25 protein-coding genes are annotated in these 23,875 nt (G+C 68.5%); 13 read left to right on the forward strand and 12 right to left on the reverse strand.

What is annotated here, in order from left to right:
* Positions 1–151: 151 nt before the first annotated feature.
* Positions 152–1,180: a hypothetical protein gene (locus WEF05_01185; GenBank protein ID MEX1100512.1), complete on the reverse strand. Its 1,029-nt coding sequence runs from the start codon at positions 1,178–1,180 to the stop codon at positions 152–154.
* A gap of 197 nt (positions 1,181–1,377) precedes the next feature.
* On the opposite strand from WEF05_01185, the gene WEF05_01190 reads away from it, so the two are divergent.
* The 5 genes from WEF05_01190 (at position 1,378) to WEF05_01210 (ending at position 5,511) form a co-directional block, all read left to right on the forward strand.
* Complete coding sequence (locus tag WEF05_01190) at positions 1,378–1,818, forward strand: maleylpyruvate isomerase N-terminal domain-containing protein (protein ID MEX1100513.1); 441 nt, start codon at positions 1,378–1,380, stop codon at positions 1,816–1,818.
* Positions 1,819–2,097: 279 nt separating this feature from the next.
* Entirely contained in the window at positions 2,098–2,514 is a 417-nt protein-coding gene (locus WEF05_01195; protein ID MEX1100514.1) for a heme-binding protein, read from the forward strand.
* A 60-nt stretch (positions 2,515–2,574) separates the two neighbouring features.
* Complete coding sequence (gene fdhA / locus WEF05_01200; protein MEX1100515.1) at positions 2,575–3,762, forward strand: formaldehyde dehydrogenase, glutathione-independent; 1,188 nt, start codon at positions 2,575–2,577, stop codon at positions 3,760–3,762.
* 71 nt (positions 3,763–3,833) lie between these two features.
* Positions 3,834–4,316, forward strand: a complete 483-nt coding sequence (locus WEF05_01205; protein ID MEX1100516.1) for a cation:proton antiporter regulatory subunit — start codon at positions 3,834–3,836, stop codon at positions 4,314–4,316.
* 4 nt (positions 4,317–4,320) lie between these two features.
* On the forward strand, positions 4,321–5,511 hold the full coding sequence (locus WEF05_01210; protein MEX1100517.1) for a cation:proton antiporter: 1,191 nt from the start codon (positions 4,321–4,323) through the stop codon (positions 5,509–5,511).
* Here WEF05_01210 and WEF05_01215 read toward each other — a convergent pair.
* Complete coding sequence (locus WEF05_01215; protein ID MEX1100518.1) at positions 5,480–5,932, reverse strand: ClbS/DfsB family four-helix bundle protein; 453 nt, start codon at positions 5,930–5,932, stop codon at positions 5,480–5,482. The two genes, WEF05_01210 and WEF05_01215, sit on opposite strands and share 32 nt — an antisense overlap.
* A gap of 68 nt (positions 5,933–6,000) precedes the next feature.
* On the opposite strand from WEF05_01215, the gene WEF05_01220 reads away from it, so the two are divergent.
* Entirely contained in the window at positions 6,001–7,023 is a 1,023-nt protein-coding gene (locus tag WEF05_01220) for a serine hydrolase domain-containing protein (protein MEX1100519.1), read from the forward strand.
* 45 nt (positions 7,024–7,068) lie between these two features.
* Complete coding sequence (locus tag WEF05_01225) at positions 7,069–7,656, forward strand: hypothetical protein (protein ID MEX1100520.1); 588 nt, start codon at positions 7,069–7,071, stop codon at positions 7,654–7,656.
* Positions 7,657–7,681: 25 nt separating this feature from the next.
* Here WEF05_01225 and WEF05_01230 read toward each other — a convergent pair whose 3' ends face one another.
* From WEF05_01230 to WEF05_01255, 6 genes are all read right to left on the reverse strand, one after another.
* Positions 7,682–8,110 (reverse strand): DUF1761 domain-containing protein, encoded by a 429-nt coding sequence (locus WEF05_01230; protein MEX1100521.1) that lies wholly within the window; start codon positions 8,108–8,110, stop codon positions 7,682–7,684.
* 71 nt (positions 8,111–8,181) lie between these two features.
* Positions 8,182–9,384: a Xaa-Pro peptidase family protein gene (locus tag WEF05_01235; protein MEX1100522.1), complete on the reverse strand. Its 1,203-nt coding sequence runs from the start codon at positions 9,382–9,384 to the stop codon at positions 8,182–8,184.
* A gap of 26 nt (positions 9,385–9,410) precedes the next feature.
* Positions 9,411–10,541 carry an aromatic ring-hydroxylating dioxygenase subunit alpha gene (locus WEF05_01240; GenBank protein ID MEX1100523.1) on the reverse strand — a complete coding sequence of 377 codons (1,131 nt, stop codon included), beginning with the start codon at positions 10,539–10,541 and terminating at the stop codon, positions 9,411–9,413.
* A gap of 126 nt (positions 10,542–10,667) precedes the next feature.
* Positions 10,668–12,491 carry an ABC transporter ATP-binding protein gene (locus WEF05_01245; protein MEX1100524.1) on the reverse strand — a complete coding sequence of 608 codons (1,824 nt, stop codon included), beginning with the start codon at positions 12,489–12,491 and terminating at the stop codon, positions 10,668–10,670.
* A complete protein-coding gene (locus WEF05_01250; GenBank protein ID MEX1100525.1) occupies positions 12,488–14,257 on the reverse strand; it encodes an ABC transporter ATP-binding protein in 1,770 nt (589 codons plus the stop codon). The genes WEF05_01245 and WEF05_01250 overlap by 4 nt, the downstream gene beginning before the upstream one ends.
* Before the next feature lie 78 nt (positions 14,258–14,335).
* The gene (locus WEF05_01255; GenBank protein MEX1100526.1) at positions 14,336–14,932 is read right to left on the reverse strand and encodes a DUF2231 domain-containing protein; all 597 of its coding nucleotides are present in this window, start codon (positions 14,930–14,932) and stop codon (positions 14,336–14,338) included.
* Between the two features lie 122 nt (positions 14,933–15,054).
* On the opposite strand from WEF05_01255, the gene WEF05_01260 reads away from it, so the two are divergent.
* Positions 15,055–15,453, forward strand: a complete 399-nt coding sequence (locus tag WEF05_01260) for a hypothetical protein (GenBank protein ID MEX1100527.1) — start codon at positions 15,055–15,057, stop codon at positions 15,451–15,453.
* 270 nt (positions 15,454–15,723) lie between these two features.
* On the opposite strand, the gene WEF05_01265 is transcribed toward WEF05_01260, so the two are convergent.
* The gene (locus tag WEF05_01265; protein ID MEX1100528.1) at positions 15,724–15,945 is read right to left on the reverse strand and encodes a hypothetical protein; all 222 of its coding nucleotides are present in this window, start codon (positions 15,943–15,945) and stop codon (positions 15,724–15,726) included.
* Between the two features lie 191 nt (positions 15,946–16,136).
* On the opposite strand from WEF05_01265, the gene dcm reads away from it, so the two are divergent.
* Complete coding sequence (gene dcm / locus WEF05_01270; protein MEX1100529.1) at positions 16,137–17,093, forward strand: DNA (cytosine-5-)-methyltransferase; 957 nt, start codon at positions 16,137–16,139, stop codon at positions 17,091–17,093.
* Here the strand turns inward: dcm and WEF05_01275 are convergent.
* The gene (locus WEF05_01275) at positions 17,083–18,267 is read right to left on the reverse strand and encodes a hypothetical protein (protein ID MEX1100530.1); all 1,185 of its coding nucleotides are present in this window, start codon (positions 18,265–18,267) and stop codon (positions 17,083–17,085) included. The two genes, dcm and WEF05_01275, sit on opposite strands and share 11 nt — an antisense overlap.
* 52 nt (positions 18,268–18,319) lie before the next feature.
* Between WEF05_01275 and WEF05_01280 the strand changes: the two genes are divergently transcribed.
* Both WEF05_01280 and WEF05_01285 read left to right on the forward strand, forming a co-directional pair.
* Complete coding sequence (locus tag WEF05_01280; GenBank protein ID MEX1100531.1) at positions 18,320–18,757, forward strand: very short patch repair endonuclease; 438 nt, start codon at positions 18,320–18,322, stop codon at positions 18,755–18,757.
* 259 nt (positions 18,758–19,016) lie between these two features.
* Complete coding sequence (locus WEF05_01285; protein MEX1100532.1) at positions 19,017–19,892, forward strand: 5'-3' exonuclease; 876 nt, start codon at positions 19,017–19,019, stop codon at positions 19,890–19,892.
* 18 nt (positions 19,893–19,910) lie between these two features.
* Here WEF05_01285 and WEF05_01290 read toward each other — a convergent pair whose 3' ends face one another.
* Positions 19,911–20,894 (reverse strand): DMT family transporter, encoded by a 984-nt coding sequence (locus WEF05_01290; GenBank protein MEX1100533.1) that lies wholly within the window; start codon positions 20,892–20,894, stop codon positions 19,911–19,913.
* A 131-nt stretch (positions 20,895–21,025) separates the two neighbouring features.
* On the opposite strand from WEF05_01290, the gene WEF05_01295 reads away from it, so the two are divergent.
* Together WEF05_01295 and WEF05_01300 are read left to right on the forward strand one after the other, a co-directional pair.
* On the forward strand, positions 21,026–21,703 hold the full coding sequence (locus WEF05_01295; protein MEX1100534.1) for a lamin tail domain-containing protein: 678 nt from the start codon (positions 21,026–21,028) through the stop codon (positions 21,701–21,703).
* A gap of 48 nt (positions 21,704–21,751) precedes the next feature.
* Positions 21,752–21,973 (forward strand): zinc ribbon domain-containing protein, encoded by a 222-nt coding sequence (locus WEF05_01300; protein ID MEX1100535.1) that lies wholly within the window; start codon positions 21,752–21,754, stop codon positions 21,971–21,973.
* Between the two features lie 25 nt (positions 21,974–21,998).
* On the opposite strand, the gene WEF05_01305 is transcribed toward WEF05_01300, so the two are convergent.
* Positions 21,999–23,828, reverse strand: a complete 1,830-nt coding sequence (locus WEF05_01305; protein MEX1100536.1) for a HEAT repeat domain-containing protein — start codon at positions 23,826–23,828, stop codon at positions 21,999–22,001.
* Positions 23,829–23,875: the final 47 nt, after the last annotated feature.

Below are 23,875 nucleotides of genomic sequence, written 5' to 3' on the forward strand. Positions count from 1 at the left end.
GCGCGTCAGCTTCGCCTCGAAGGTCGGTTCTCATCACTACGCCAGGCAACCGCAGAGAGACGACCGGTGCAATGACCTTCGAAGCGAAGCTGACGGAGTCGGCCGCGGTGAAACCGTCGCACGATCGAAGCCGTCGCAGCTTCAGCCACCCCTATGGAACCGGGATCGGCCGCCACGCGGGCTCGTGAAGATCCTCCTCCGGCCGCTCGTTCAGGAGGTACCGATAATCGCTTCCGTCCGCCCTGAACGTCACGATCGTGTCCTCGTCGTCGTCGCCACCGCATGCAGCGTCGCTGAAGAGGTGCCGCTGTTCGACGACCACGATCCGTTGCCCGTCCGGCGACCATCGGGCGTCGGCGTAGCCACCGGCGTACGGGTTTCCATCGGCAGAGGGCCACGTGGCGACGTAGTGGACGACGCGATCGGAGCCGTCGGTAGCAAGCACGCTTTCTACGGTGAACCGTTCGGACCTGCAGTCGTGCTTCCCGTCGTCGATCACCGCGGTGGTCTTCCGGCGGGTGAACAGGATCCGTCGGCCGTCGGGTGACCAGTCCGGCGATCCCAGGCTCCCGAAAGCAAGCAACTTCCGGTCCGTTCCGTCGGTTCGCATCGTTCCGATCGCGCCGACCGTCGCACCGTCGATCTCGACGCGCGTGCGGAATGCGATCCAGCCCCCGTCGGGGGACCATGCGGGATCGAAGTGTGGGGAGCCCTCGGTGATCTGCGTCCGTTCACCGTCGAGGGTGACGATGAAGATCTGGCTGATCGGCGACTCGTCGTCGTGCGACCTCTCCGTCATCACGGCAAGTTTCCCCTCGTTCGGCGCCCACGAAGGGCTGGCGCCTCGGACCAGGATCCGGCGCAACCCGCGTGCGTCGGCCCGAACAACCCACACGCCGGAGCGGCCGCCTCGCTCCCCATCGAAGGCGAGACGCCGCCCCGTCGCGGTCCAGGAGAGATCGTGAATCGTTTCGAAGCCTGCGGCCACCGTCCTCCGCTTGTCGGCGGGGCCGACGATGCGCAGCGTCGAATCGTACCCGTCGGCCCCCGACCCGCTCCGGCGAACGAAGGCGATGCCTCCGTTCGTACCGGGGAACTGTGCCCCGGCGGGGGCCGCTACGAACGTCACGAGGACGAGGGGAATCGCTGCGATGAGTGCGACAAGGCGGCGACGGAACATGCGCACGAGCCTAGCCATCAGGCGCCCCGAAGGGCAACGGCCGAAGGGCCCGATCGTCACGGGTTCGGCCATTCCAGTGGAGGAGCCGGACCGATCACGAACGCGAGGGCCCCGACGCGGCTGGAGGTCGTTCCTCGATCTCGGCCTCGCAGGTCCAGCTAGTCTGTCGCCCACCCGGATGCGAATTGAGGCGCACGATGACGACGAAGCAGGATGTGACACGACGGGAAGCGGAGGCGTGGGCCCGGTTCCAGGACGCCGTGAACGCCGTACCCGAGGAGCGACGGGAGACGCCGGCTCTCGAGGCTGGATGGTCGGCGAAGGACGTCGTATGGCACGTCGCGTTCTGGTGGAGAGATGTCATCCGCGCCTCGCGCGAGGGATGGCGAGGGGAGGAAGCCAGCACCGACGACGTGAACCTGAGGGAGCAGCAGCGGTCGCGGTCCCTGCCGATGGTCGAGGTGCTCGCGGAGGTCGACGACGTTCGGAGGCAGCTGCTGGCGGCCTGGGCCGAAGCCGAGGCGACAGACGAGGCGATCGAGTACTTCACCAGCGAGACGATCGAACACTACGAGGAGCACCAGGCACCGCTGCTGGCGTTCGCCGCCGACCCGAACGTCAGGTCGCGCGGCGGGTAGCAGCTCCCACATCCAGTCTTCCTTCGCGCCGCCGCGTGCGACATGCGGCGAGAACCGAGATCCGGATCGACGCTCCTGGGGGAAGGTCACGTCCTGGAAGGATATGCGGCAGAGATGAACACGAAGAGAACCGCGGGTGTCCGTCGCCCATCGGCTCGGTGATCGCAGGGATACTCGTGGAGTTGCGCCCGCTCAGGCGGGGGTGATAGAAGGAACGCAACCGAGCGGTCCGGGCCTCTTCCCCGTTCCGTGCGTCCACAGAAAGGGTGGTGCTGCCGCATGGCTGCGCTCAACACGAAAGACATCAGCCTCGAACAGGCTCAGGTCGCGCTCATGGCGGCCGTCGCGAAGTCCGACGAGATCGGCACGAAGATGGACATCGCCGTCGTCGATGCCGGCGGCAACCTCAAGGCGTTCTGTCGTCAGGACGGTGCGTGGCTCGGCAGCATCGACATCTCCCAGAAGAAGGCTCGCACCGCTCGAGGGTTCGACATGAACAGCGGCGACATCGGCGGACTGTCCCAGCCAGGCGGGCCCCTGTACAACATCGAGCACTCCAACGGCGGTCTGATCACGTTTCCCGGCGGGGTTCCGATCAAGGACGGCGACACGATCATCGGGGCGATCGGCGTCTCGGGCTCCAGCGTCGAGGACGACCACACGGTCGCGCAGGCGGGGGCGGACGCGGTCAGCTGACACGCGGCACACATCCGCCCCACCACCCGCAGAAGGATCGAGACGAAAGCGAGATCAGCGATGGCAGACAACCGCGGCGTCGCATACATCGAGCCCGGGAAGGTCGAGCTGCAAGACATCGACTACCCGAAGCTTGCTCTCGGCAACCGCAAGTGTGAACACGGTGTCATCCTCAAGACCGTCGCCACGAACATCTGCGGCAGCGACCAGCACATGGTGCGCGGGCGCACGACGGCCCCGGCCGGGCTCGTCCTCGGCCACGAGATCACCGGTGAGGTGGTCGAGAAGGGCCGCGACGTCGAGTTCATCGAGGTCGGGGATCTCGTCTCGGTCCCGTTCAACATCGCCTGCGGGCGGTGCCGCAACTGCAAGGACGGCAAGACCGGCATCTGCTTGAACGTGAACCCCGCCCGCCCCGGCGCGGCCTACGGCTACGTCGACATGGGGGGCTGGATCGGCGGGCAGGCCGAGTACGTGATGGTCCCCTACGCGGACTGGAACCTGCTGAAGTTCCCCGACAAGGACCAGGCCATGACGAAGATCAAGGACCTGACCCTGCTCTCGGACATCCTCCCGACCGGGTTCCATGGAGCGGTTACGGCGGGTGTGGGACCGGGCTCGACGGTGTACGTCGCCGGGGCCGGGCCGGTCGGGCTCGCCTGTGCCACGGGAGCGCAGCTGTTGGGCGCGGCCGTCGTGATCGTCGGTGACATGATCGACGAGCGGCTCGCACAGGCCCGCAGCTTCGGCTGCGAGACGATCGACCTCAAGGGCGCGCCGCTGGCCGATCAGATCGAGCAGATCCTCGGCGTCCCCGAGGTCGACAGCTCGGTGGACTGCGTGGGGTTCGAGGCACGCGGTCACGGCGGAGACACCGTGGTCGAGAAGCCGGCCACCGTGCTGAACTCCGTCATGGAGATCACGCGCGCCGGCGGGGCGATCGGGATCCCGGGGTTGTACGTGACCGGCGACCCGGGCGCCGTCGACGACGACGCCAAGATCGGACAGCTCGGTATCCGGATCGGGTTGGGCTGGGCGAAGTCGCACGTGTTCGCGACGGGTCAGTGTCCGGTGATGAAGTACCACCGGGGCCTGATGATGGCGATCCTGCACGACAAGGTGCATCCCGCCAGGAACGTGAACGTTGAAACGATCTCACTCGACGAGGCCCCCAGAGGCTACGCCGACTTCGACAAGGGAGCCGCCAAGAAGTTCGTCATCGACCCGCACAGCCTGATCGCGAACTAGCCCTCACGTCAGCCACTGCGGACGGGTTTGAGGCTTCGCAACCCGACGAGAAGCCTGGCAAGATACGGCCCATGGCGGTCGTGAGCGAAACCCCCTTGCCCGGGCTCGGCGTACGTTTCGAGTTCTCGACGGAGACCGGAACCCGTCTGGGTGTGCTCCAACGGCAGGGTGGCCGGATCGACCTGCTTATCTACGACGAGAACGACCCCGACACCGCGAAGGAGTCGATCTCCCTCGACGAGGAGGACGCCCGCACCCTCGCGGAGCTGCTGGGCTCCTCGCGGGTCGTCGAGGACCTGGGACGGCTCCGCCAGCAGATCGAAGGCCTGGCGATCGACTGGCTGCCGATCCGCGAGGGCCCGTTCGCCGGACGAACGATCGGCGACACAGAGGCGCGGACCCGCACGGGCGTATCGATCGTGGCGGTGGTCCGGGGGGACGATCCGATCCCCGCGCCCGGGCCCGAGCAACCCCTGGAGTTCGGCGACACCCTGGTGGTCGTCGGCACCCCGCGTGGGATCGAACAGCTCGTCGTTCGTTTGCGGACGGGTTGACGCGGTGATCGAAGCCACCTTCCTGCTGGAACTCGGCGGGATCGTGGTGGGGCTCGCGGTGCTCGCGCGCATCGCCGCCCGATGGGGACTCCCCGCAGCACCACTGTTCCTCGTGGCCGGTCTGGCGTTCGGTAAGGGCGGCGTGTTCCCCCTGATCACCGCGAGGGAGTTCGTCGAGTTCGGCGCGGAGATCGGACTGATCCTGCTGTTGTTCATGCTCGGGCTCGAGTACTCGGCCGCCGAGCTCACGGCCGGCATCCGCCGGCACGCGCCGTCGGGCGCGGTGGACTTCCTGCTGAACTTCCCTCCCGGCTTCCTGGCGGGACTGCTGCTCGGATGGGGACCGATCGCCGCCGTCTTCCTCGGCGGGATCACCTACATCTCTTCGTCGGGGATCGTGGCGCGCTTGTTGGACGACCTGCGGTGGGTGGGCAACCGCGAGGCCCCCGTCGTGATCTCGATCCTCGTGATCGAGGACCTCGTGATGGCGGTGTACCTCTCGGTGATCGCGGTGCTGGTGAGTGGGGTCGGGCCCGTCGACGGCATCGTCACCCTCACCCTTGCGCTGGGAGCGGTCTCCGTGCTGTTCCTCGTCGCCTACCGATGGGGGGATGTCCTCAGTGAGCTGATCTTCAGCCACTCCGACCAGACGCTGGTGTTGACGATCCTCGGCATCACCTTCCTCGTCGCCGGGATCGCCCAGCAGATCGGCATCTCCGCGGCGGTCGGCGCCTTCATCGTGGGATTGATGCTGTCCGGACCGTCGGCGGATCGAGCCCGGGACCTGCTGAGCCCGATGCGCGACCTGTTCGCGGCCGTCTTCTTCGTCTTCTTCGGCTTGTCGATCGACCCCGCCTCGATCCTGCCGGCTCTCCCCGTCGCCGCGGCGCTCGCGGTGGTCACGGCGGGAACGAAGCTCGCGACCGGATGGTGGAGCGCTCGGCGCGAGGGGATCCGGACGCGCGGCCGCTTCCGGGCCGGAGCGGCGTTGATCGCGCGCGGAGAGTTCTCGATCGCGATCGCCGGCATAGGCGTGGCGGGTGGCATCGCGGCGGACCTCGGTTCGCTCGCGGGCGCCTACGTGTTGATCCTCGCGATCGCCGGTCCGCTGATCGCCCGCGTGATCGACCCGATCGTCGCCGCGGTCCTAGCGCGGCGCGACGCTACGTCTCGAGCTCGGCGAGCCACTCCCTGAGCCTCGGCAGGTGCTCGGCGTAGTGCTCCGGTCCCGCCTTGCGGATCCACCCGTCGGCTTCGTGCGTGTCCTCGGGCAACGCTCCCCACGCGCCGAGCATGCGCGTGCGCGCCGCGTTGGCCTGGCCCCGCACCGTCTCGAACGGAACGTCCTTCATGTCCTCGTAGAACTCCGCGTTGATCGCGTCGATGTCGATCTCGTCGGGGACGTAGGTGCCGAACCGGATCCGCTCCAGGACCGCCCCCGCCAGGGCGAGCCAGCTCCCGATGTGAGCGAGGAGGTCCTTGGCCGACCATCCTTCGGCGAAGTACCCGGGCGTCGCGATCCGGTCGAGTGGCATCGCGTCGACGAGGGCATGCAGCTCGCCCCACCATCGATCCTCCTCGGCCAGCAACTGGGTGCGGGTCTGCGATGTGGACATGCGGTCAGTATGGCGGCACCGGATCCCGACGGCACCACCGGGCAGGTCCTCGTCGCTAGGATGTCCCGATGGATGCAGACCTGCAGGCGTCGATCGACCGCATCGCGGACGAAAGCGGCTACTCCGGTGTCGTGCACGTCTCCCGCCAGGGTCGGCTGCTGTACGAACGCGCGTCCGGTCTCGCCGATCGGGCCCACGGCATCCCGAACACCACCGACACGCGGTTCGCGATCGCGAGCGGTACGAAAGGGTTCACCGCCCTCGCGGTGATGGCGCTCGTATCCGATGGAACGCTCACCCTCGAGACCTCGGTCCGCGACCTGCTGAACGACGACCTCGAGCTGATCGATCCCGCCGTCACCGTGGAGCATCTGCTCGCGCACACCTCGGGGATCGGCGACTACATCGACGAATCCGCCGGCTGCGAGATCAGCGACTACGTCATGGGGGTCCCCGTGCACCGCCTCGCACGCGCGGCCGACTTTCGCGCTGCCGTCCGCGGACGCCCGGCCGCGTTCGGCGTTGGAGATCGCTTCGCCTACAACAACAGTGGCTACGTCGTCCTCGCCCTCGTCGTCGAAGCGGCGAGCGGTCTCGACTACCACGACGTCCTAGGGAGACGGGTCTTCGACGCCGCCGGCATGGCCTCGACCGGGTTCCCGCGATCCGACGAGCTGCCCGGGTCGGCGGCGCTCTGTTACCTCGAAGTCGACGGCTCCCGGCGAACCAATCAGCTCCACATGCCGGTTCGTGGCGTGGGCGACGGCGGCGCGTACTCGACCCTGGCCGATCTCGCCACGTTCTGGCCCGCGCTGTTCGCCGGGGCGATCGTCCCGTCACCGATCGTCGACGAGATGGTCCGGCCGCGCAACGACGTTCCCTCGGAGGGGAAGCGGTACGGGCTCGGCTTCTGGCTCCGCCCGGACCGGGACACTGCGATGCTCGAGGGATACGACGCCGGCGTCTCGTTCCGTTCCGCCTACGATCCCGAGTCGAAGCTGCACTACACCGTGATCTCGAACACCTCGGAGGGTGCGTGGCCCCTCGTAGAGGTACTCGACGAGATGCTTCCGGGCCTCGCGACGGGGTAGCCCGACGGTAGTCGAAGCATCGACCGGTGCCTCTATAGTCGGGCGATGGGGCTGTTCGAGCCGATCTTCGCGGCGCTCGACGAAGCCGGGGTCCGCTACGTCGTCGTCGGAGGGGTCGCGGTGGTCCTGCACGGTCACGCCCGCCTCACCGCGGACCTGGACATCGCGATCGATCTTGCTCCGCAGGCCGCGAGGGACGCGATCGACGGGCTCCAGCGACTCGGACTCCGACCCCGTGTCCCCGTCGATGCGTCCGACTTCGCAGATCCCGAGGTTCGAGCTCGATGGATCGCCGACCGGGACATGCGCGTGCTCTCGTTGTGGGACCCAGCGAACCCGATGCGCTCGTTGAACCTCTTCGTCGAGAACCCGATCGACTTCGAGGAGCTCTGGATCGGGTCAGAGGTCGTCGATCTCGACGACATGCAGATCCGGGTCGCGTCGAAGCAGCCATCGGACGGCTGGGAGGCAGATCGACTCGCCCGGCTCACGAACGGCCTGGAGGCCACGCCGGCCCAGCGTCTGGCGTGGCTCGAGGAAGCCATCGAGTTCGCGCACCGTGCCGGCGCGCTCCCTCGGGGCCGACCGGACCGGTCCCCGCCGGGAGGACCTCGGGACGAGGCCCGCCGCTAGCGCGTCGGGAGTCGGCGCAGGCGGGTCAGTTCCAAACCGCGAGGATCACGGCGGCGGCGAGGTTGCCGACGACGTGATAGCCCGCGTTGATCGCGCCCCAGGTCATCGGCTTGGGCTTGCTCGTCTCGAACGTCGCGGTGACCATCGCGATCCCGATCGCGAAGCCGATCCCGACGACGAGTCCCAGGACGAGTCCTTCGCTCACGGTGTCGGTCCCCGTCGCCTCGGTGATCATGCCCAGCGCGATCGCCGACAGGGCGCTCCCGACCAGCGGCACGAGGTAGACGGCCGGGCCGGGCCCGTCGCCACCCGCCGGGGTCGAGGTGCCTGCCGCCGCTTGCCACCGGTTCCCGAGCACCGGCGGCGAGTACCAGAGGGCTCCGATCGCGAAGTACGCGAGCGCGGCCACGATGACGGCCAGCCAGTTCAGCTCACCCAAGAGCTCGAAGGTCACGGCACTCTCCTCTCATCCCCGGGGGATCGGTACGACGGGCTGGAGCAAGCCTAGTGCGGGCGAGCGGTCCCTCAGCGCAGCAAGCGCTCCGAGAACGGATAGGGAGCCTGCACGCTGCAGCCGGTGGCGGTGATCTCCACCTGGTCCTCGAGCTTGACGCCGTCACGGCCGCCGAGCTCGCCGCAGTAGACCTCCAGGCACAGGACCATCCCGGGCTCGAGCAGGCGGTCCGGGTTCGGGTGGGGATCCTCCGGCCACGCGATCGACGGTCCCTCGTCCTCGAGCCCGGCCGAGTGGGCGAGGCACTCGTAGCGCTGCGCGCGGTAGCGCTCCGGCAAGCGGGGTGCCCGCTCCGAGAACTCCCGCATCGTCGGGCCGGGACCGAGCAGCTCACGCGTCGCCGCGAGCCAGTCGTAGGCCGCGCGATACGCATCGAGCTGGGCACGCGTCGGTGCTCGATCCCCGGCGAGGAACGTCCGCGACACGTCGGCGAAGTAGCCCTCGATGCCGATCGCGTCGGTGTCCACGAACACCAGATCACCGTCCTCGACCACGCGATCGGTCGCTTCGAGGTTCCAGGGGTTCGTGTTCGGCCCCGAGACGCACGCTCGGGTGATCAGGTACTCCCCGCCCCCGCGTAACAGCTCGTCGGTCAGCTCGGCGAGCAGGTCGATCTCGCGCACCCCGGGAACGATCGCGTGCTCGAAACGCTCGAGCATCGCGACGGCCAGGCGGCCGTTGCGGCGGAGGAGCTCGAGCTCGGGCTCCGTCTTCACCGCGCGTGCATCCAGCGTGAGGGTGTCGGTATCGACCAGGGACAGCCCTCGGTCCTCCAGGGCGCGGGTGGGTGCCGGCGCGGTCCGGTCGGTTCCGAGCCGGCGCGACGAGACCCCCAGCTCGCGGAGCCCGTCGGCGATCTGCCCGGCCCATGCCCGAAGGTCGGCGCGCGGATCGTCGGAGTACTCCCAGGGATGCATCTCCCGCACGTCCGGCGCGCGCAGCGACGAGAGATGGGTCGTGCCCCCGTGCTCGTAGAGGATCGGGGTTCCCTCCGCGGGAACGAGCGCGCACCGCACGAGGTTTCCGAGGCAGTAGGTGGTCATGATCGAGGACCCGGTCGTGTAGCGAACGTTGGCCGGCTTGAAGAACAGACACGCCTCGAGGTCATGGGACGCCATCGCGCGTTGCATCCGCGCGAGACGCCCGGCGTCCAACGTCACGAGATCGACCTCGGCCGCGAGATCCGCTCGGTCGTGTTCGGAGGCGCCTACCACGTCGTGGCGGACGCTAGCACGGAGGGCTAGGCCATCGACTCCTGGTACCGATCGTTGAACGCCGCGATCCAACGGTCGTTGTAGGGGTACACCCCGCCCTCCCGGTACGACCGGGACGCCATCCCGAGTTGCGCGCGTTCGCAGACCGCCCAGTCCTGACGGCTGATCAGGTCCCAGAGCTCGACGACGTCGGACGGATCGAAGTCCTCGCGCGCGATCGTGTCGGGGTGGAACAGGTAATCGCTCACGATCCTCGTGCGGTCGGGCCCCTGGGGCTCGAGGCGGTAGGTCATCGCGCAATCGGCCTGCAGGTTGATCAGCAGCGTCGGGAAGAGGGTGTTGCCCGCATACGAGGAGCACTCCTCGGCCGTGAGGTCCGGGAGCGAGGGCCTGCTCGTCGTTCCGGACGTCGTCAGGGTCGTCACGCCGTCGGCGAGCCGGGCGCCCTCGACGCTCTCGGACAGGCCACGCCGGTACAGCGGCACGAGATCCACGAGCGCGGGATGGATGCCGGGGCAGTGGAGGCACTCGTTGTAGTTGTCGACGATCACCTTCCAGTTCGCGGCGACGCCGTAGGTGATCGTCTCGGCGATCCTGAGCTCGTCGAGATGCCAGTTCGCGCAGAACCGCGTCGGATCTCCCTCGGGGTTGCGAGCGAGGAACGCCTCCATCGGAGCGGGAGCCTCGGACAGGTTCACGAACACGAATCCGTTCCATTCCTGCACCGCGATCGTGTGCAGCGGGTAGCGCGAGCGATCGAAGCCTTCGTCCGCCAGGACGTTCGGCGTGCCGACGAGCTTCCCGGTCGTGTCGTAGGTCCATGCGTGGTACGGACACTTGATCACGCCGGACTTCGCGTGACCCGCCCCCGGGTCGCACAGCCGCGTTCCCCGGTGGGCACAGACGTTGAAGAACCCGCGGATCACGCGATCCTTGCCCCGCACGACGATCACGCTCTCGGTCCCGACCTCGCGGGTGACCAGGTCACCGGACTCGGGGAGCTCCTCCGCACGACCGACGCAGATCCATTCGGCGGCGAAGACCTTCTCCTGCTCCTGTTCCCAGACCTCGGGGTGGAAGTAGCTCGGACCGGGGAGGGTTGGGACGGGGTCCCAGGACTCGGACGGTTCGGGGAACTCCTCGGGGACGGCACTCATCTGTTCGTTGGACCTCCGGGCGCGCGTACGGCCGGGTGTGCCCGCACCCGATGGGTATCGGCCGGAACGTCGGCCGACTGGAGGACGCCGCCGCGGGCGACACCTCCGACGCCAACCTCTGAGCGCTCAGGCCCCGGCGACGTTGCCGAGCCAGCTCGCGAACATCCGCGCGTAGACGCCGTCCCGCGCGCACAGCTCGGCGTGCGTACCGTGCTCGATCAGGCGACCCCGGTCCATCACGAACACGTGGTCGGCGTGTTCGGCGGTCGACAGACGGTGCGCGATCGTCACGACGGTCCGGCCCGCGGACAGGCGGCGCAGGGCCTCGCTGATCTTGCTCTCGGTGCCCGGGTCGACCGAGCTCGTCGCCTCGTCGAGGATCAGCAGGCCCGGTTCGGCGATCTGGGCGCGAGCGAGCGCGACGAGCTGACGCTCTCCGACGCTGAGCGCCTCCCCGCGTTCTCCCGCCGGCGTGTCGAGTCCCTGCTGGAGGGCCTCCACCCACGCGCCGAGGCCAAGCTCCTCGAACGCGGTGTCGACGTCGCGATCGCTCGCCCCAAGGCGTCCGTAGCGCACGTTCTCCCGCACGGTCGCGTCGAACAGGAACGGATCCTGGGGCACCATGCGGATCATCGACCGCCGGGCATCGGGAGCCACCTCGCGCAGGTTCACGCCTCCCACGAGGATGCGGCCGTCGACGGGATCGGCCAGACGCGCGAGCAGTTTCGCGAGGGTCGTCTTGCCGCTGCCCGTCTCACCGACGAGGGCGACGTGGCTGCCGGCGCCGATCGCGAGCGACACGTCGCGGAGCACGGGCGGCCCTCCCGGGTACCGGTACGCGATGTCCTCCACGCTCACCGGCAGCGCGCCGTGCTCGAGCTGCTCGCCGGGATCGGGCTCACGGATCTCCACCGACAGATCGAGGACCGCGAGGATCTTGCGCCACCCGGCGATCGCGGTCTGGGTCTCGGAATAGATCTCCGGCAGGTCGGTGAAGGGGTCGAGGAACAGCTGCGCGAGGAACAGGAACGCGGTCAGCTTGCCGAACGTGAGGCCCCACTCGGCTCCGAACGTGGCACCGAGCCCAACGACGACCGCGATCGCGACCCCCGAGAAGATCACGCTCGCCGGCCAGAGGGTGGCCGCCCGCCCGTGCGCCCGCATCTCGGCCCGGTAGCGCGCGGCGATGCGCGCCTGCACGCGCTCGTCCACCGTGTCGTCGATCCCGTACACGCGTACGACCGCCGCGCCCATCACGCTCTCGGAGACCTCCGAGAGCAGCTCCCCCACGCGCGTGCGGACCAGCGAGTAGGCCTCGGAGAACCCCGCCTGCATCTTGCCCACGACGAGCAGCATCGGGAGCACGAGGATCACCAACACGATCGCGAGCTGCCACGAGTAGAACAGCATCAGTGCGAGCGAGCCGACGATCTGGGTGAACGACACGATCCACTCGATCCCGCCCCACTCGGTGAACTGCGCGAGCGAGTCGACGTCCGCGGTCACCCGCGCGACGTAAACGCCGCGCTTCTCCTTCGTCTGCTCGGCCACCGACAGCTCGTGGATGTGACCGAACGTCCGGACCCGGAGTGCCGCCAGCGCCCGTTCGCTCGCAGCAGCGAGCCGCCGTCCCGCGGACCTGCTCCCCAGGTACGCGACGACGACGAGGCCGAGGGCTGCCGCGCACAGACCGAACACGAACCCCGGGTGGAAGCCCCCGTCGAAGCCCCGATCGAAGATCGTCTGCAGCAGCACCGGGCTGACGAGGTTCGCGATGGTGACCGCGAGCGACAGGACGACGGTGAACCACAGGCCCCGGCGCAGCTCGGGCGACTCGCGCAGGCCGCGACGCAGCACCGACGAGGTGCTCGCCAGCTCCGGTGGGATCGGGATCGCCTCGTCGTCGGGGCCCCGTGCCGTGTGTTCGAGGTCGGGCGCGGTGCCGCTCACGCCTGCCTCTTCGCGTAGGCGTGCACGATCGCGGCGTACCGGGGCTCGCGCTCGAGCAGCTCCTCGTGGGTTCCCGTCGCGGCGATCCGGCCGCCGTCCAGGAACAGCACTCGGTCGGCGAGCCGGATCGTCGACAGGCGGTAGGCGACGACGATCAGCGTGGTGGCAAGATCTCGGCGCAGCCCGCCGAGGATCTCGGCTTCGATCGTCGGGTCGACCGCGCTCGTCGCGTCGTCGAGGATCAGCACCCGGGGGTTGCGCACGAGGGCGCGCGCGAGCGCGATGCGCTGGCGTTGGCCGCCGGAGACGGTCGCGCCGCGCTCGCCGACGACGGTGTCGTAGCCCTTCGGGAGCTCGCGGATGAATCCGTCCGCCTGCGCCAGGCGAGCGGCCGCGATCACGTCGTCGTCGCTCGCGCCCGAGTCGAGCGCGATGTTCTCCGAGACCGTGGTCGCGAACAGGAAGCTCTCCTGGAACACCAGGCTCGCCCCCGCGCGCAGGTCCGAGGCGCCCACGTGCCGGATGTTGACGCCGTCGAACAGCACCTCGCCCTCGTCCGGGTCGTCGAGCCGCACGAGCAGCTGGGTCAGCAGACTCTTGCCGCTGCCGGTGGCACCGACGAGCGCCACCGACTCGTCCGGCCGAACCTCGAAGCTGACGCCGTCGAGCAGCGTGACGGGTCCGAACCGATAGGTGAGCGACTGTGCCTGCACGCCGAGCGGACCGTCCGGCAACGCGACGGGGGTCTCCGGCGGGGCGACGGTGACCGGTTCGGCCAGCACCTCCTCGATCCGTGTCTTGCCGACAAGCGCGCGCGGGAGCTCGCCGAGGATCCACCCGATGAACCGCATCGGCCACGCGAGCAGGTAGAACAGCGCGGTGAACTGCACGAGCACGCCGACGGTCACGTCCCCGAGGCTCACCCGCCACGCGCCGACGGCGATGATGAGCACGATCACGACGTTCGGCATCCCTTCGAGCGCCGGCTCGAACGCGGCGCGGACGTAGCCGGAACGGGTCCGTTGCACGCGGAGCTCGTCGGCCCGTTCCGCGAGCCGCTGCGTCTCGGCCTCCTCACGCCCAAGCGTCTTCACGACGAGCGCACCGTCGATCGACTCGTGCGCGACCGAGGAGACGGCCGCGATCCGCTCCTGCGCGAGGCGCACCGGTTCCTCCATCCGGTGGGCGAACGCGCGGTTGAGCAACATCAGGGTCGGGATCGCCAGCAGACCGACCGCCGCGAGCCACAGGTCGGTGAGCAGCATCGAGATCAACGCGAAGACCACGAACAGCAGCACGCCGATCGCGAACGGGACCGGGTAGAGGACGTCGACCGCTGCGACCACGTCGGCCTCGATGTGGGCGAGCAGCTCTCCGGTCGGCTTCGCGCGGTGGTAGGCGACCGGGAGGCGCTTGTAGCGATCCGCGACCTGAGTGCGGAAGGTCCGCATCACGCGCTCGCCCGACATCCCGGAGAAATACCGCCGGATCCCGATCCCGACCCCGCGCAGGACGAAGGTGGCCATGATCGCCCCGACGGCGGTCCAGACCGCGGCGGACGAGACCCCCCGCTCCTGGAAGGCCGGCAACAGCACGCGGTTCGTCACCCGGCCGAGCACGATCGTGGACAGGATCGACCCGACCGCGTACATCGAGGCGCCGGCGACGGCGATCAGGAACGGCTTCGGGTGCGCCCGGACATAGGACCAGACGAGGCGCATGCCCCGGATGAACGAACCCGAACGTTCCCCTTGCGCGACATCCACGGCCGAGATGCTAGAGGACGCGGGTGGATCTCCGACGCCGGCCTGCGCCGCGGTGCCGACCTCGGGTCGACCGGAGGGTCAGGGCTCGCTGCCGGCCGAGCCGCTCGGGGCGGGCTTCTGGCCCGGCATCAGGTCGACCTCGGACTCGTGCCACGCCGGGCTGTCGCCCGCCGTCTTGACGTTGAACCCGTAGTCGAAGACGAGCGAGCCACCGATCGCGGCGCCCATGATCATCAGGAGCGTGGCGACGACGGTGAGGACGACGATCACGACGGGCGCCGAGACCTCGTCGTTGAATGCGGTCAGCCGCAGCAGGATGTCGACGAGCACGATCGCGGTCACCGTGAGCATCGTGATCCCGTGCGCGTTCGCCGTCCTGCGTGCCTGCGTTCCCTTCGGTGCGGACTTGGCCCAGTCGAGCGCACCGGTGAGCGCGGTGCCGAGCGAGACGATCGCGCCTGCGACGAGGGCGAACGTGGCCGCCCGGTAGAACTCGATCCCCCACGCGTCGTCGCCGGCGATCAGCGAGATCACGTCGAACGCGGCGGCGAGAACGTACGCACCGATCGGGACGTCGGTCAGCGGTGGATGGAACGGCTTGCCGGTGAACCCGCGGAGCCCTTTGGACTTGCGCCCCTTCAGGGTCAGGGACGGGCGGAACGAGAACCGTGCCATGAGCGTGTTCTCCCCTCGGTCGCTCGCCTCGATGATCGGTCAAGTCGATACCCATCCGCTCCCGGGGTCAAGCACGCAGGCCGCGGGGGTTCGCGGGTCCCGCGGTGGGTAGCCTTGCTCCGATGGGAGTGCAACGGTTCGACTTCGCGATCGACCCGCGCTACGAACAGGTGCTCCGGCTGTTCGGGGTCGGCCCGGGCCGGGCCTGGGTCGGGATCGACGAACGGTCGCTGCGGGTCCGATTCGGCTTCTGGCGGTTCTCCACACCGGTCGCCAACATCGAGCGGACGTGCGTGACGGGTCCGTACACCTGGGCGTTGAAGGCGATCGGCCCGCGCGTGTCGCTGGCCGACCGCGGGCTGTCGTTCGGCACGAACACCGAGCGCGGCGTCTGCGTCCTGCTGCGTGAGCCGGTCCCGAGCCGGGCCACGCTCGGAGCGATCAAGCACCCGGGGGTCACGGTCACCGTCGGGGACGTCGACGGGCTGGTCGCGGCGATCGACCGGCTCCGCGCCGCCTGAGGGTCACCAGATCGTTCGAACGGGGTAGCTCCGCATCGTCTCGTCTCCGGTGACGAGATCGAGATCGTCGGTGAGCGCCTGCGCGACGAGCATCCGATCGAAGGGGTCCCCGTGGATCTGATGCTCCTAGCCGACATGTCTTCGTAGGTCGAGCAGACTCGGTGCTGGGTGGCGAGCTTCCGCTGGTGGTCCAGGTTCTGCCTGCTGCGCTCCAGCTGGTAGGCGACGTTTGCGACCGCGAGCGTTTACCGTGACCAAGCTGCCCGGTGGTCACCGATCGGCGATCTCGGCGTCGAGGCGCTCGCGTAGCTGCCTAAGCCGCGAATCGGCGTCAGCCCTTTCGTCTGCCAGGTCCTCGGCCCAGTCCCACCGACCACGCATCCTGAGGGCATCGATAACCGGATCAAGGTGGTCGGACTCGCTGGCCGCGTCTATGAGCTGCTCCAGGTGCCACTTCAGCTCCGGTGTCACCTGCCCGTAGCTGGTGCTCATTGTTTCTCCTTCCCGCTGCTGTTGGTCCTCGGCGTGGGGAAGAATCGTCGAGGTGCTTGACACCCATGGTATCAGGCAACTTACATGGTTGTGATTCGCAGGTCCGAGGCACGGGGATGTCAGGGCTTTCCTCTAGAGTTCGTTCCTGGCTAGAATCACACGCCGGTAGTTCAATCCAGAAGGGGGTTCAAGTGAGCTTGACGGTCGCATCGTTCTTCGCGGGCATCGGTGGATTCGACCTTGGATTCGAGCGAGCCGGCCTGGAGACCGTCTGGCAGTGTGAGATTAAGCCCTTCTGCCTGGAGATCCTTGAGCAGCACTGGCCTAATGTGCCAAGAGCTCACGACATCAAGGAGGTGGATCCTGAAGACATTCCAGACGTCACTGTTTGGGCCGGAGGGTTCCCGTGTCAGGACGTCTCCCTCGCCCGCATGGGCCCTCGATCCGGACTCAGAGGGCGACAGTCAGGGCTCTTCTTCGACTTTGCAAGACTTGTGGATGCACGCCGACCCCCTACTGTTGTCATCGAGAACGTCCCGGGTCTCCTTTCATCTCATGGAGGACGAGACTTCGGGATCGTCGTTCAGTCGCTGGCCGACCTCGGGTATGGCGTGGCGTGGCGTGTGCTTAACAGCCGCTACTTCGGAGTCCCCCAGTCCCGCCAGCGAGTCTTCATTGTTGGATGTGATCGAGACCCAGGACGTGCCGGACGGATACTTTTTGAGTCCGAACGCGGCGACGGGGATCCTCCGACGCGCGGACCGAATGGGGAGAAACCTCTTTCAGCCTTTAAGAGAGTCCTTGGAGATCCTGTCAAGGGACCACTCGTCAAAGGAATAGCTCACTGCCTCTACGCTGAGTCCGCCCGTCACACGGGTACGGACTGGAGTAGGAACTACGTCTCCTACCCTGAGGGGCGAGTGAGACGTCTCGTCCCCGTGGAGTGCGAGCGCCTACAGGGATTCCCTGACAACTGGACTTTCCCTCATCACCGCATCGATGATGTTGATCGTCTGGACAGCCTCCGTTATCACGCCGTGGGCAATGCAGTCACGGTGAACGTTGCCGAGTGGCTTGGTCGTCGGATCGTAGAGACGGAAGCTTTGAGGAGAAGGAAGCGCCGAAACCTGGAGTTGGTCACGGCATAGCCGATCCCTCAATCGCGTCCAGGATCTCTGCCATGTTGTCCGGCCAAAGCAGAACGACACCCACTTGAGTGCACAGCTCCTCCCAGGAATGATCCTCAGGGCGCTTCTCCACGGCAATCACGGCCGTCACTTTAAGGTCGTACCTCGCGAGAACCTGCCTGTAGCGGAGAACCTGACCTAAGCCAAGCCGAAGCTGCTTCTCCTCGTTGGCGACCGTCATGCTCTTGACCTCGGCCACGAACAGACTGCCGCCGTCCTCCCACGCCAAATCGAAGTTGGGATCGCCAGGTCTCGGAGACTTAGGTTCGAGGTCTCGACCTCGGACGTACTCGGCCAAGGCGTTCTGAGTGGCCGCGTGTCCTCTCAAGCCCCGCTCACGAATCGCTGGGTCCACTGTGAACGGGTCCACTTGCGGAATCTGGGCGTTCTCGTCAGCCGGACGGTACTCCTCGCCTACTGGACCGGGGGGCAGCTGAACCCCTGCACCCAGTGCAGGAGGAGCGGGCAGGGCTGGAGCAACCAGGCCTGCCATCGCCTCAAGCGCGGGCAGCACGTCGGTGCCATAGGCGTACTCGATGCCGGCCGCGGGTCCTTGCGCCTGAACGAGGTTCATCAAGTGGTCCACGGATTCTTCCGCGGCGACTGTCAATGGGGCCGGGTTCTCAAGCATGCCGCGATGCGTGGTAAGCACCGCCGCGATCGGATCAGGCAGAAGATTCAAGTTGTCCTGAACCTGTTCAAGCCGCTGAACGCGATCCGTGAAGTTCATCACTTGAACGTCCTCTGTTCCGTTCTGCGCTTCCATGTCGCCGAGCTCCACTCTGGCCTGCGCGGGGAGCAGGTTGAGACCGGTGAGATGAATCCGACGGAGCACATACCTGTTGAGGAAGACGATCGGAAAGCCCCCCGCCAACGTTGCTTCGCCACGCTTGGACTTGGGGAGGAGGACCGAGGCAGCGACCTGCCGGTGCATGTGCACCGCGCCGGGGTGATCAATCCGAAGACGTGGCTTGCCCCCTTGTTCGCGAAGCACGACTCCAGTCGGCCTAACGCCCCAGCGCCCCACCACGATGCGCATCTCCTTGGTCAGAAGATCGTGGGGCATGGCATCGCCGAAGGCCTCGGCGATCTCGTACTCGCCTCGACCGCCACTTGGGCGCTTCATCAAGTACATGGCCTTGCGAGTTTGCCTGCAGCGCCAGATGGCCGCAACCTACTCCTCAGTGATGGCTGATGACCTGACGCCGACCCAGCGCTCCTACGCGATGTCTCGTGTGCGGAGTCGAGGCAATAAGTCGACCGAGCTGCGGCTTGCTCGCCTTCTACGGGAGCGGTGTATCTCGGGGTGGCGGCGACACGAGTCGCTGCCCGGACGCCCCGATTTCGCCTTCAGGCGCGAACGCGTGGCGATCTTCGTGGATGGGTGCTTCTGGCACAGGTGTCCGCGATGCTTCCGAATGCCTTCCACGAACATCGACTACTGGGAGGCGAAGACTGCCAGAAACGTGGAGCGCGATCGACGAACCACGCGCGAACTCAAGCAGGGCGGCTGGGTCGTTGTGCGCATCTGGGAGCACTCACTCGACAGACCGAATGTCGTCGCTTCGAGAATTCAGAAGGCACTCATGCGGGCCCGCGGGGCATCTGCACTACCTGAAGCCTGAGCAGCTCGCCCTTCCAGTCCATCAGCAGGGCCATGCCCTTCCCGCCGGATCGCTCATGGAACTGGATAACATCGGTGCGCACCGGCGATGGGGTCGCCCCAGCCTCGGTTGACTCCTTGGTGGGCACCGATCTTCCGGCGGGGACGGGAAAAAGAGAGCGTGCACCAAGCGCGGCTGATGCGGACGTAGACTCCTGCTGACCTGGTCATTCAGCAATCGGAGCGCGGAGGCGAGCCCAGTACACAGATTGCTGATCGACGTGTCGAGTCTGATGTACCGGGCCTTCTTCGCGCTCGGGGACGAGATGCGGTCGCAGGAGGGCGTGCCGGTCGGCGCGGTGCACGGCTACCTGGGGATGGCGACCCGGCTCGTGGCGGCACGCAGACCGGACGAGATCGTCCACGTCTACGATCACGAGTGGCGGCCGGTGGCGCGGACCGACATCTATCCCGGCTACAAGGCCAACCGGCCGCCCGATCCCGAAGGCCTGCCGAGGCAGTTCGAGCTGCTGCGCGGGTTGCTGGACGCGACGGGAACGCTGCAGGCGCAGACGGAAGGGTGGGAAGCGGAAGACGCGATCGGAGCGTTCTGCGTCGAGGCGCGGGAGACCGACCGCATCGAGATCGTCTCCGGCGACCGGGACCTGATCCCGCTCGTGCGGGACCCGGTCGTCCGCCTGTTGTTCACGGTCCGCGGGGTCTCCGATCTCCTCGAGTTCGACGAGGCGGGCGTGCTCGAACGCTACGGGGTACCGGCCTCGCGGTACCTGGACTTCGCGATCCTGCGAGGCGATCCCTCGGACGGGCTTCCGGGCGTGCGGGGGGTCGGGGAGAAGACCGCCCGTGCCCTGGTCCAGACCTATGGCTCGCTCGACGAGATCCTGGCCGACGCCGCGACGCAGCACCCTCGGCCCGGCCCCCTGGCCGGCAAGCCCGCGGTCCGCGCGAAGCTGCTCGACGCGGCGGACTACCTGGCGGCGATGCGCAGGCTCGTACCGATCAACATCGACGCCCCCCTCAGCGTCTGGGCCGGAGAGCGCGACGACTCGGCGCTGCTCTCGGCGGCCGACGCACTCGGCGTTCGCGGGGCCGCCCAACGGTTCGTGGCCGCCCTGGACAGCGCGGGGGCCGACTGAGGCGCGCGACCGCGCCCCTCAGCCGCCGCTCGGGTCGGGCGAGAGCGGCTCGAGATCGTTCACCGCGGGGTCGCGTTCCACCGCTCGGGCTTCCTTGACGACGATCGCCGCGGTCGCGGTCAGCACGATCAGTCCACCGGCGATCACCAGCGGCGGCAGCGCCTCGCCGATCAGTACCCAGGCGGCGACCGAGCCGACAACCGGTGTGCACTGGGTGATCAGGCTCGCGAGCCACGCCTCGACGTGTCGATGGGACCAGGCAACGAGCCAGTGCCCGGTCGCGCCGGGCAGGACGGCGACCAGGACGATCCAGATCCAGTCGCCACCCACAGGCGGCCGCAGGCCCGCCTCGGGAACCCCGGCGACGGTGCTGACGACGTTGAGCACCGTGACGACGACCGCGGCAACCAGCATCACGGTCGCCATGTACTCGAGCGCGGTGACATCGCGCCGCGCCCGCTTGGAGAACAACCAGTAGGCGGTCCAGCTGATCGTCGAGGCGAACGCGAGAGTGTCGCCAAACACGCTGCGATCGCCCGAACCCGCCGACCCCACGGCGACGAGCGCAACCCCCGCGAACGACAGGAGCATGAACAGATAGTCACGCCGCTCGAGCCGCTCGCCGAAGAGCCGAACGGCGCCGAGCGCGATGAAGACCGGAGCGAGTGCGCCGATGATCGTGGCGTTCGCCACGCTCGTAATCTGGAACGCGTTGAACGTGAGCGACACGTCGAGCCCGAAGAACACTCCGCCGAGGGCACAGGCCCTGATCACGTTCCACCGGAGTCGCCGTCCGTCGAGCAGCAGGACGGCCCCGTAGATCGCGACGCCGAGCCAGAGCCGATACATCGCGAAGCCGAGGGTCGGCATCCGCACCTCTTTCAGGACGAGGGGAACCAGACCCCAGACGATCGTCGTGAACGAGACGGCGGCGATCCCCAGCTCTCGATGCTGCAGGTTCGCCACCCGGTCGCGTGCGCCGGAGACCTTGGACCGGGACATGGCCCGACGCTACCAGCGGGCTCGCACGGCATTGTCGGCCCTCTGTGGTTCGATGCCCCGGCACGAACACCTCCCCCGATCCGGTTCCGCCGGCGCCGACCGCGCCGGCGTTCGACAGGAGGTGTGTGTCCATGCGAAGGCGCGTTCCGCTCGCCGTGCTGCTGGTGCTCGGTTGGTCCATCACGTGGCCGGTCACCGGACCACCCTCGATCGTCGCCGCGACCCCGCGAGACGCGACCGCTCGAGGAGACGATCCCCCGCCGATCGGGCGCAAGCTCCGCATCAACGAGGTGGACTACGACCAGCCCGGGTTCGACACGGGCGAGTTCGTCGAGATCGCCAACACGTCCGAGCGGCGGTACCGCCTGCGGGGCACGGCCCTGGTGTTCGTGAACGGCACCACCTCGGCCGAGTACCGGCGGGTCCGGCTCTCGGGCCGCCTCGGACCTTCCCGCTTGCTCGCCGTCGCGAGCGCCGGCGTCGAGATCGCGTCGAAGGCGCGCTCGCTCCCCCTTCCGCTCGCGCGCGACAACGTGCAGAACGGGGCGCCCGATGCCGTCGCGCTCGTCGACGTCGCCAACGGCGTGGTCCTCGATGCGATCTCCTACGAGGGCGGCATCGGCGAGGCCACGTTCACCGACATCGCCGGCACCTTCGATCTCGTGCAGGGCTCGCCCGTGTCCGAGGCGGACAGCAACGTCGATCCCGGGTCGTTGTGCCGATCCCCGCACGGGGCCGACTCCGGAGACGATGACCACGATTGGACGGCCTGCGCCGCGACACCGGGAGCCAAGAGCGCCGGCGGTTGAGCCGCGACGCCGGGCTCTCAGGGTCCGGCGGGCCGTACACTCGGGGCGATGGCCACCTACGAATACGAGTGCGAGCCGTGCGGAGCGCGCTTCGAACACCGCCGGTCGATGGGCGACACCGCCGTCGACCTCGCCTGCCCCTCATGCAGCTCGCCCCGTACGCGCAGGGTCTTCTCGTTCTTCGCCACCGGCGGATCCGCGCCGGAGGCGGGGGGCGGGGGTGGCTGCGGATGCGGTGGCGCGTGCGCCTGCGGGGCCCACAGCAACTGAACACGGCCCTCCCCCTGAGGGGCGATCAGTCCAGATCGACGACGACGTCCTGGGCCCCGAGGCCTTCCTTCGCCGCCAGCGCGATCTGGCGAACCGGATCCCGCTCGGCGGTCGCTCGCAGCCCCGCGATCGCACGGGGATCATCGGTGGACCCGAGCCGTCGGACGGCCCGAAGGCGGATCTCCTCGTCCGGATCGTCGAGCGCTCGCAGCAACTGACCCACGGCCCCCGGCGAGCCGATCGCCGAGAGCGCCTCGACGGCGGTCTCACGCTGATCCCGGTCGACGCTCGTGAGGCGCCGGGCGAGTTCGTCGACACCGACGACCTGGTCGAGCGCCTCGCCGAGGGACGCTCGAACCTCACCACCCCGGTCGGGCAGGGCATCCAGCAACAGCGGCTCGGCGAACCGATCCATCGACACCAGCAACTCGGTGGCACCGGCGCGAAGGCGCGGATCCTCCAGTGCGGAGATCAGGCGCGTCGCGAGTCCCCGGGAGGCCCGATCATCGAGAGCCTCGATCACCGCGGCTCTGATCCGCGCGTCCGGGTCGCCGAGACTGTCGACCAGCGCGTCGACGCTCGCCGCCTCATCCCTGACCGAGAGCGCGCGGACAGCCTCGAGCCGCACGGCCGGGCTCGGATCGACGAGCGCGCCCCGCAGCGCCTCCGCGACGAACTCGCTCCGTATGCGTGTCAGCGCCTGCGTGGCGGCTGTGCGCACGCGGGCGGAGGGATCGCTCAGCAGAAGGATCCCGGCTTCGGCAGCGCGCTCCTCGTCGCGAGCCGGAACGAGCTCGGCCGCCAGCACGCGGTCTTCGGGGTCGAGCGACAGCGCGCGTTCGGCGCGGAGCCGCTCCAGTTCCTCGGGGCGTTCGCCGGCGAGCACGACCTTCAAACGTTCGCGACGCGGCCCGGACGAGCGCTTCAGCGCGGCCCAGACCGTCGCGGGATCGGAACCGATCCTGCGCACGAGAACCTCGCCCGCGATCTGCGCGGTGTGATCGTCGGGATCATCGAGCAGCGCGAGCACGGCGCGTGCCGCCTCCGGCTCGTCGCCGGCGAGCCGGTCCAGCGATGAGGCGCGCACCCCCGGCTGGGGATCGCCGGTCGCGATCTCGAGCGCCTCGAGCCGGACCTCCGCCGGCGCCGACGCGAGGATCCGAACGGCGAGCGATCGCACGCCTTCGGACAGATCGTGGGTCAACGCGGCGAGTGCGACCTCGTGGACCTCGGGGCGATCGATGCCCTCGAGGGCGGACAGGGCGGCGAGCCGTTCCTCGGCCGGGCGCTCGCGGGAGGCGCGCACCTCGGCTACGAGGGCGCGGACCCGCATGAGCTCGGGGTCGACCTCGATCGTCACCTCTCCGGAGGGCGCTCGGATGCCCGTGTAGGTCGTGGCGGGCACTGCTTCGGACGTCTGGACCTCGGGGGCCTCGATGTCGGGAGCCTCCCCGCCGGGAGACTCGGCGTGGGGGCTCTCGGCTTCGGATGCCTCTGCGTCGGCCGTCTCCGTTGGGGGCTTCTCGGGCTGGTCGGGCTGGTCGGCGCCTTCGCCTTCGTTCGCGATCGCTCCGGCGTGAACCTCCTGCCCGGAGCCCTCCTGCCCGGAGCCCTCCTCCCCGTCCGGCGGCCAGGGAACCTCGGGACGTGCTTGCGAGTTCCCGGCTGCGGCCGGGGGACGGACGGGGCCGGCCCCTGCGTGGTGGGCAGGAGCGGGGCCGGCCTCGCCCGGACCGAGGACCCAGCTCTCTGAACGGGCGGGAGTGGACGCACGCGCACTACCCGCGGGGGGTGATTCCTCCTGCGGGACCTCACGCCGTCGCCGCCGCCTGTTGAAGATCGACATGTCGCCCATCCGGAGCGTAGCTCCGCCTTGCGGCCCACGCCATCCGGCTATCGGGA

This window comes from Actinomycetota bacterium (genome assembly GCA_040881665.1).
Classification (GTDB): domain Bacteria; phylum Actinomycetota; class UBA4738; order UBA4738; family HRBIN12; genus JBBDWR01.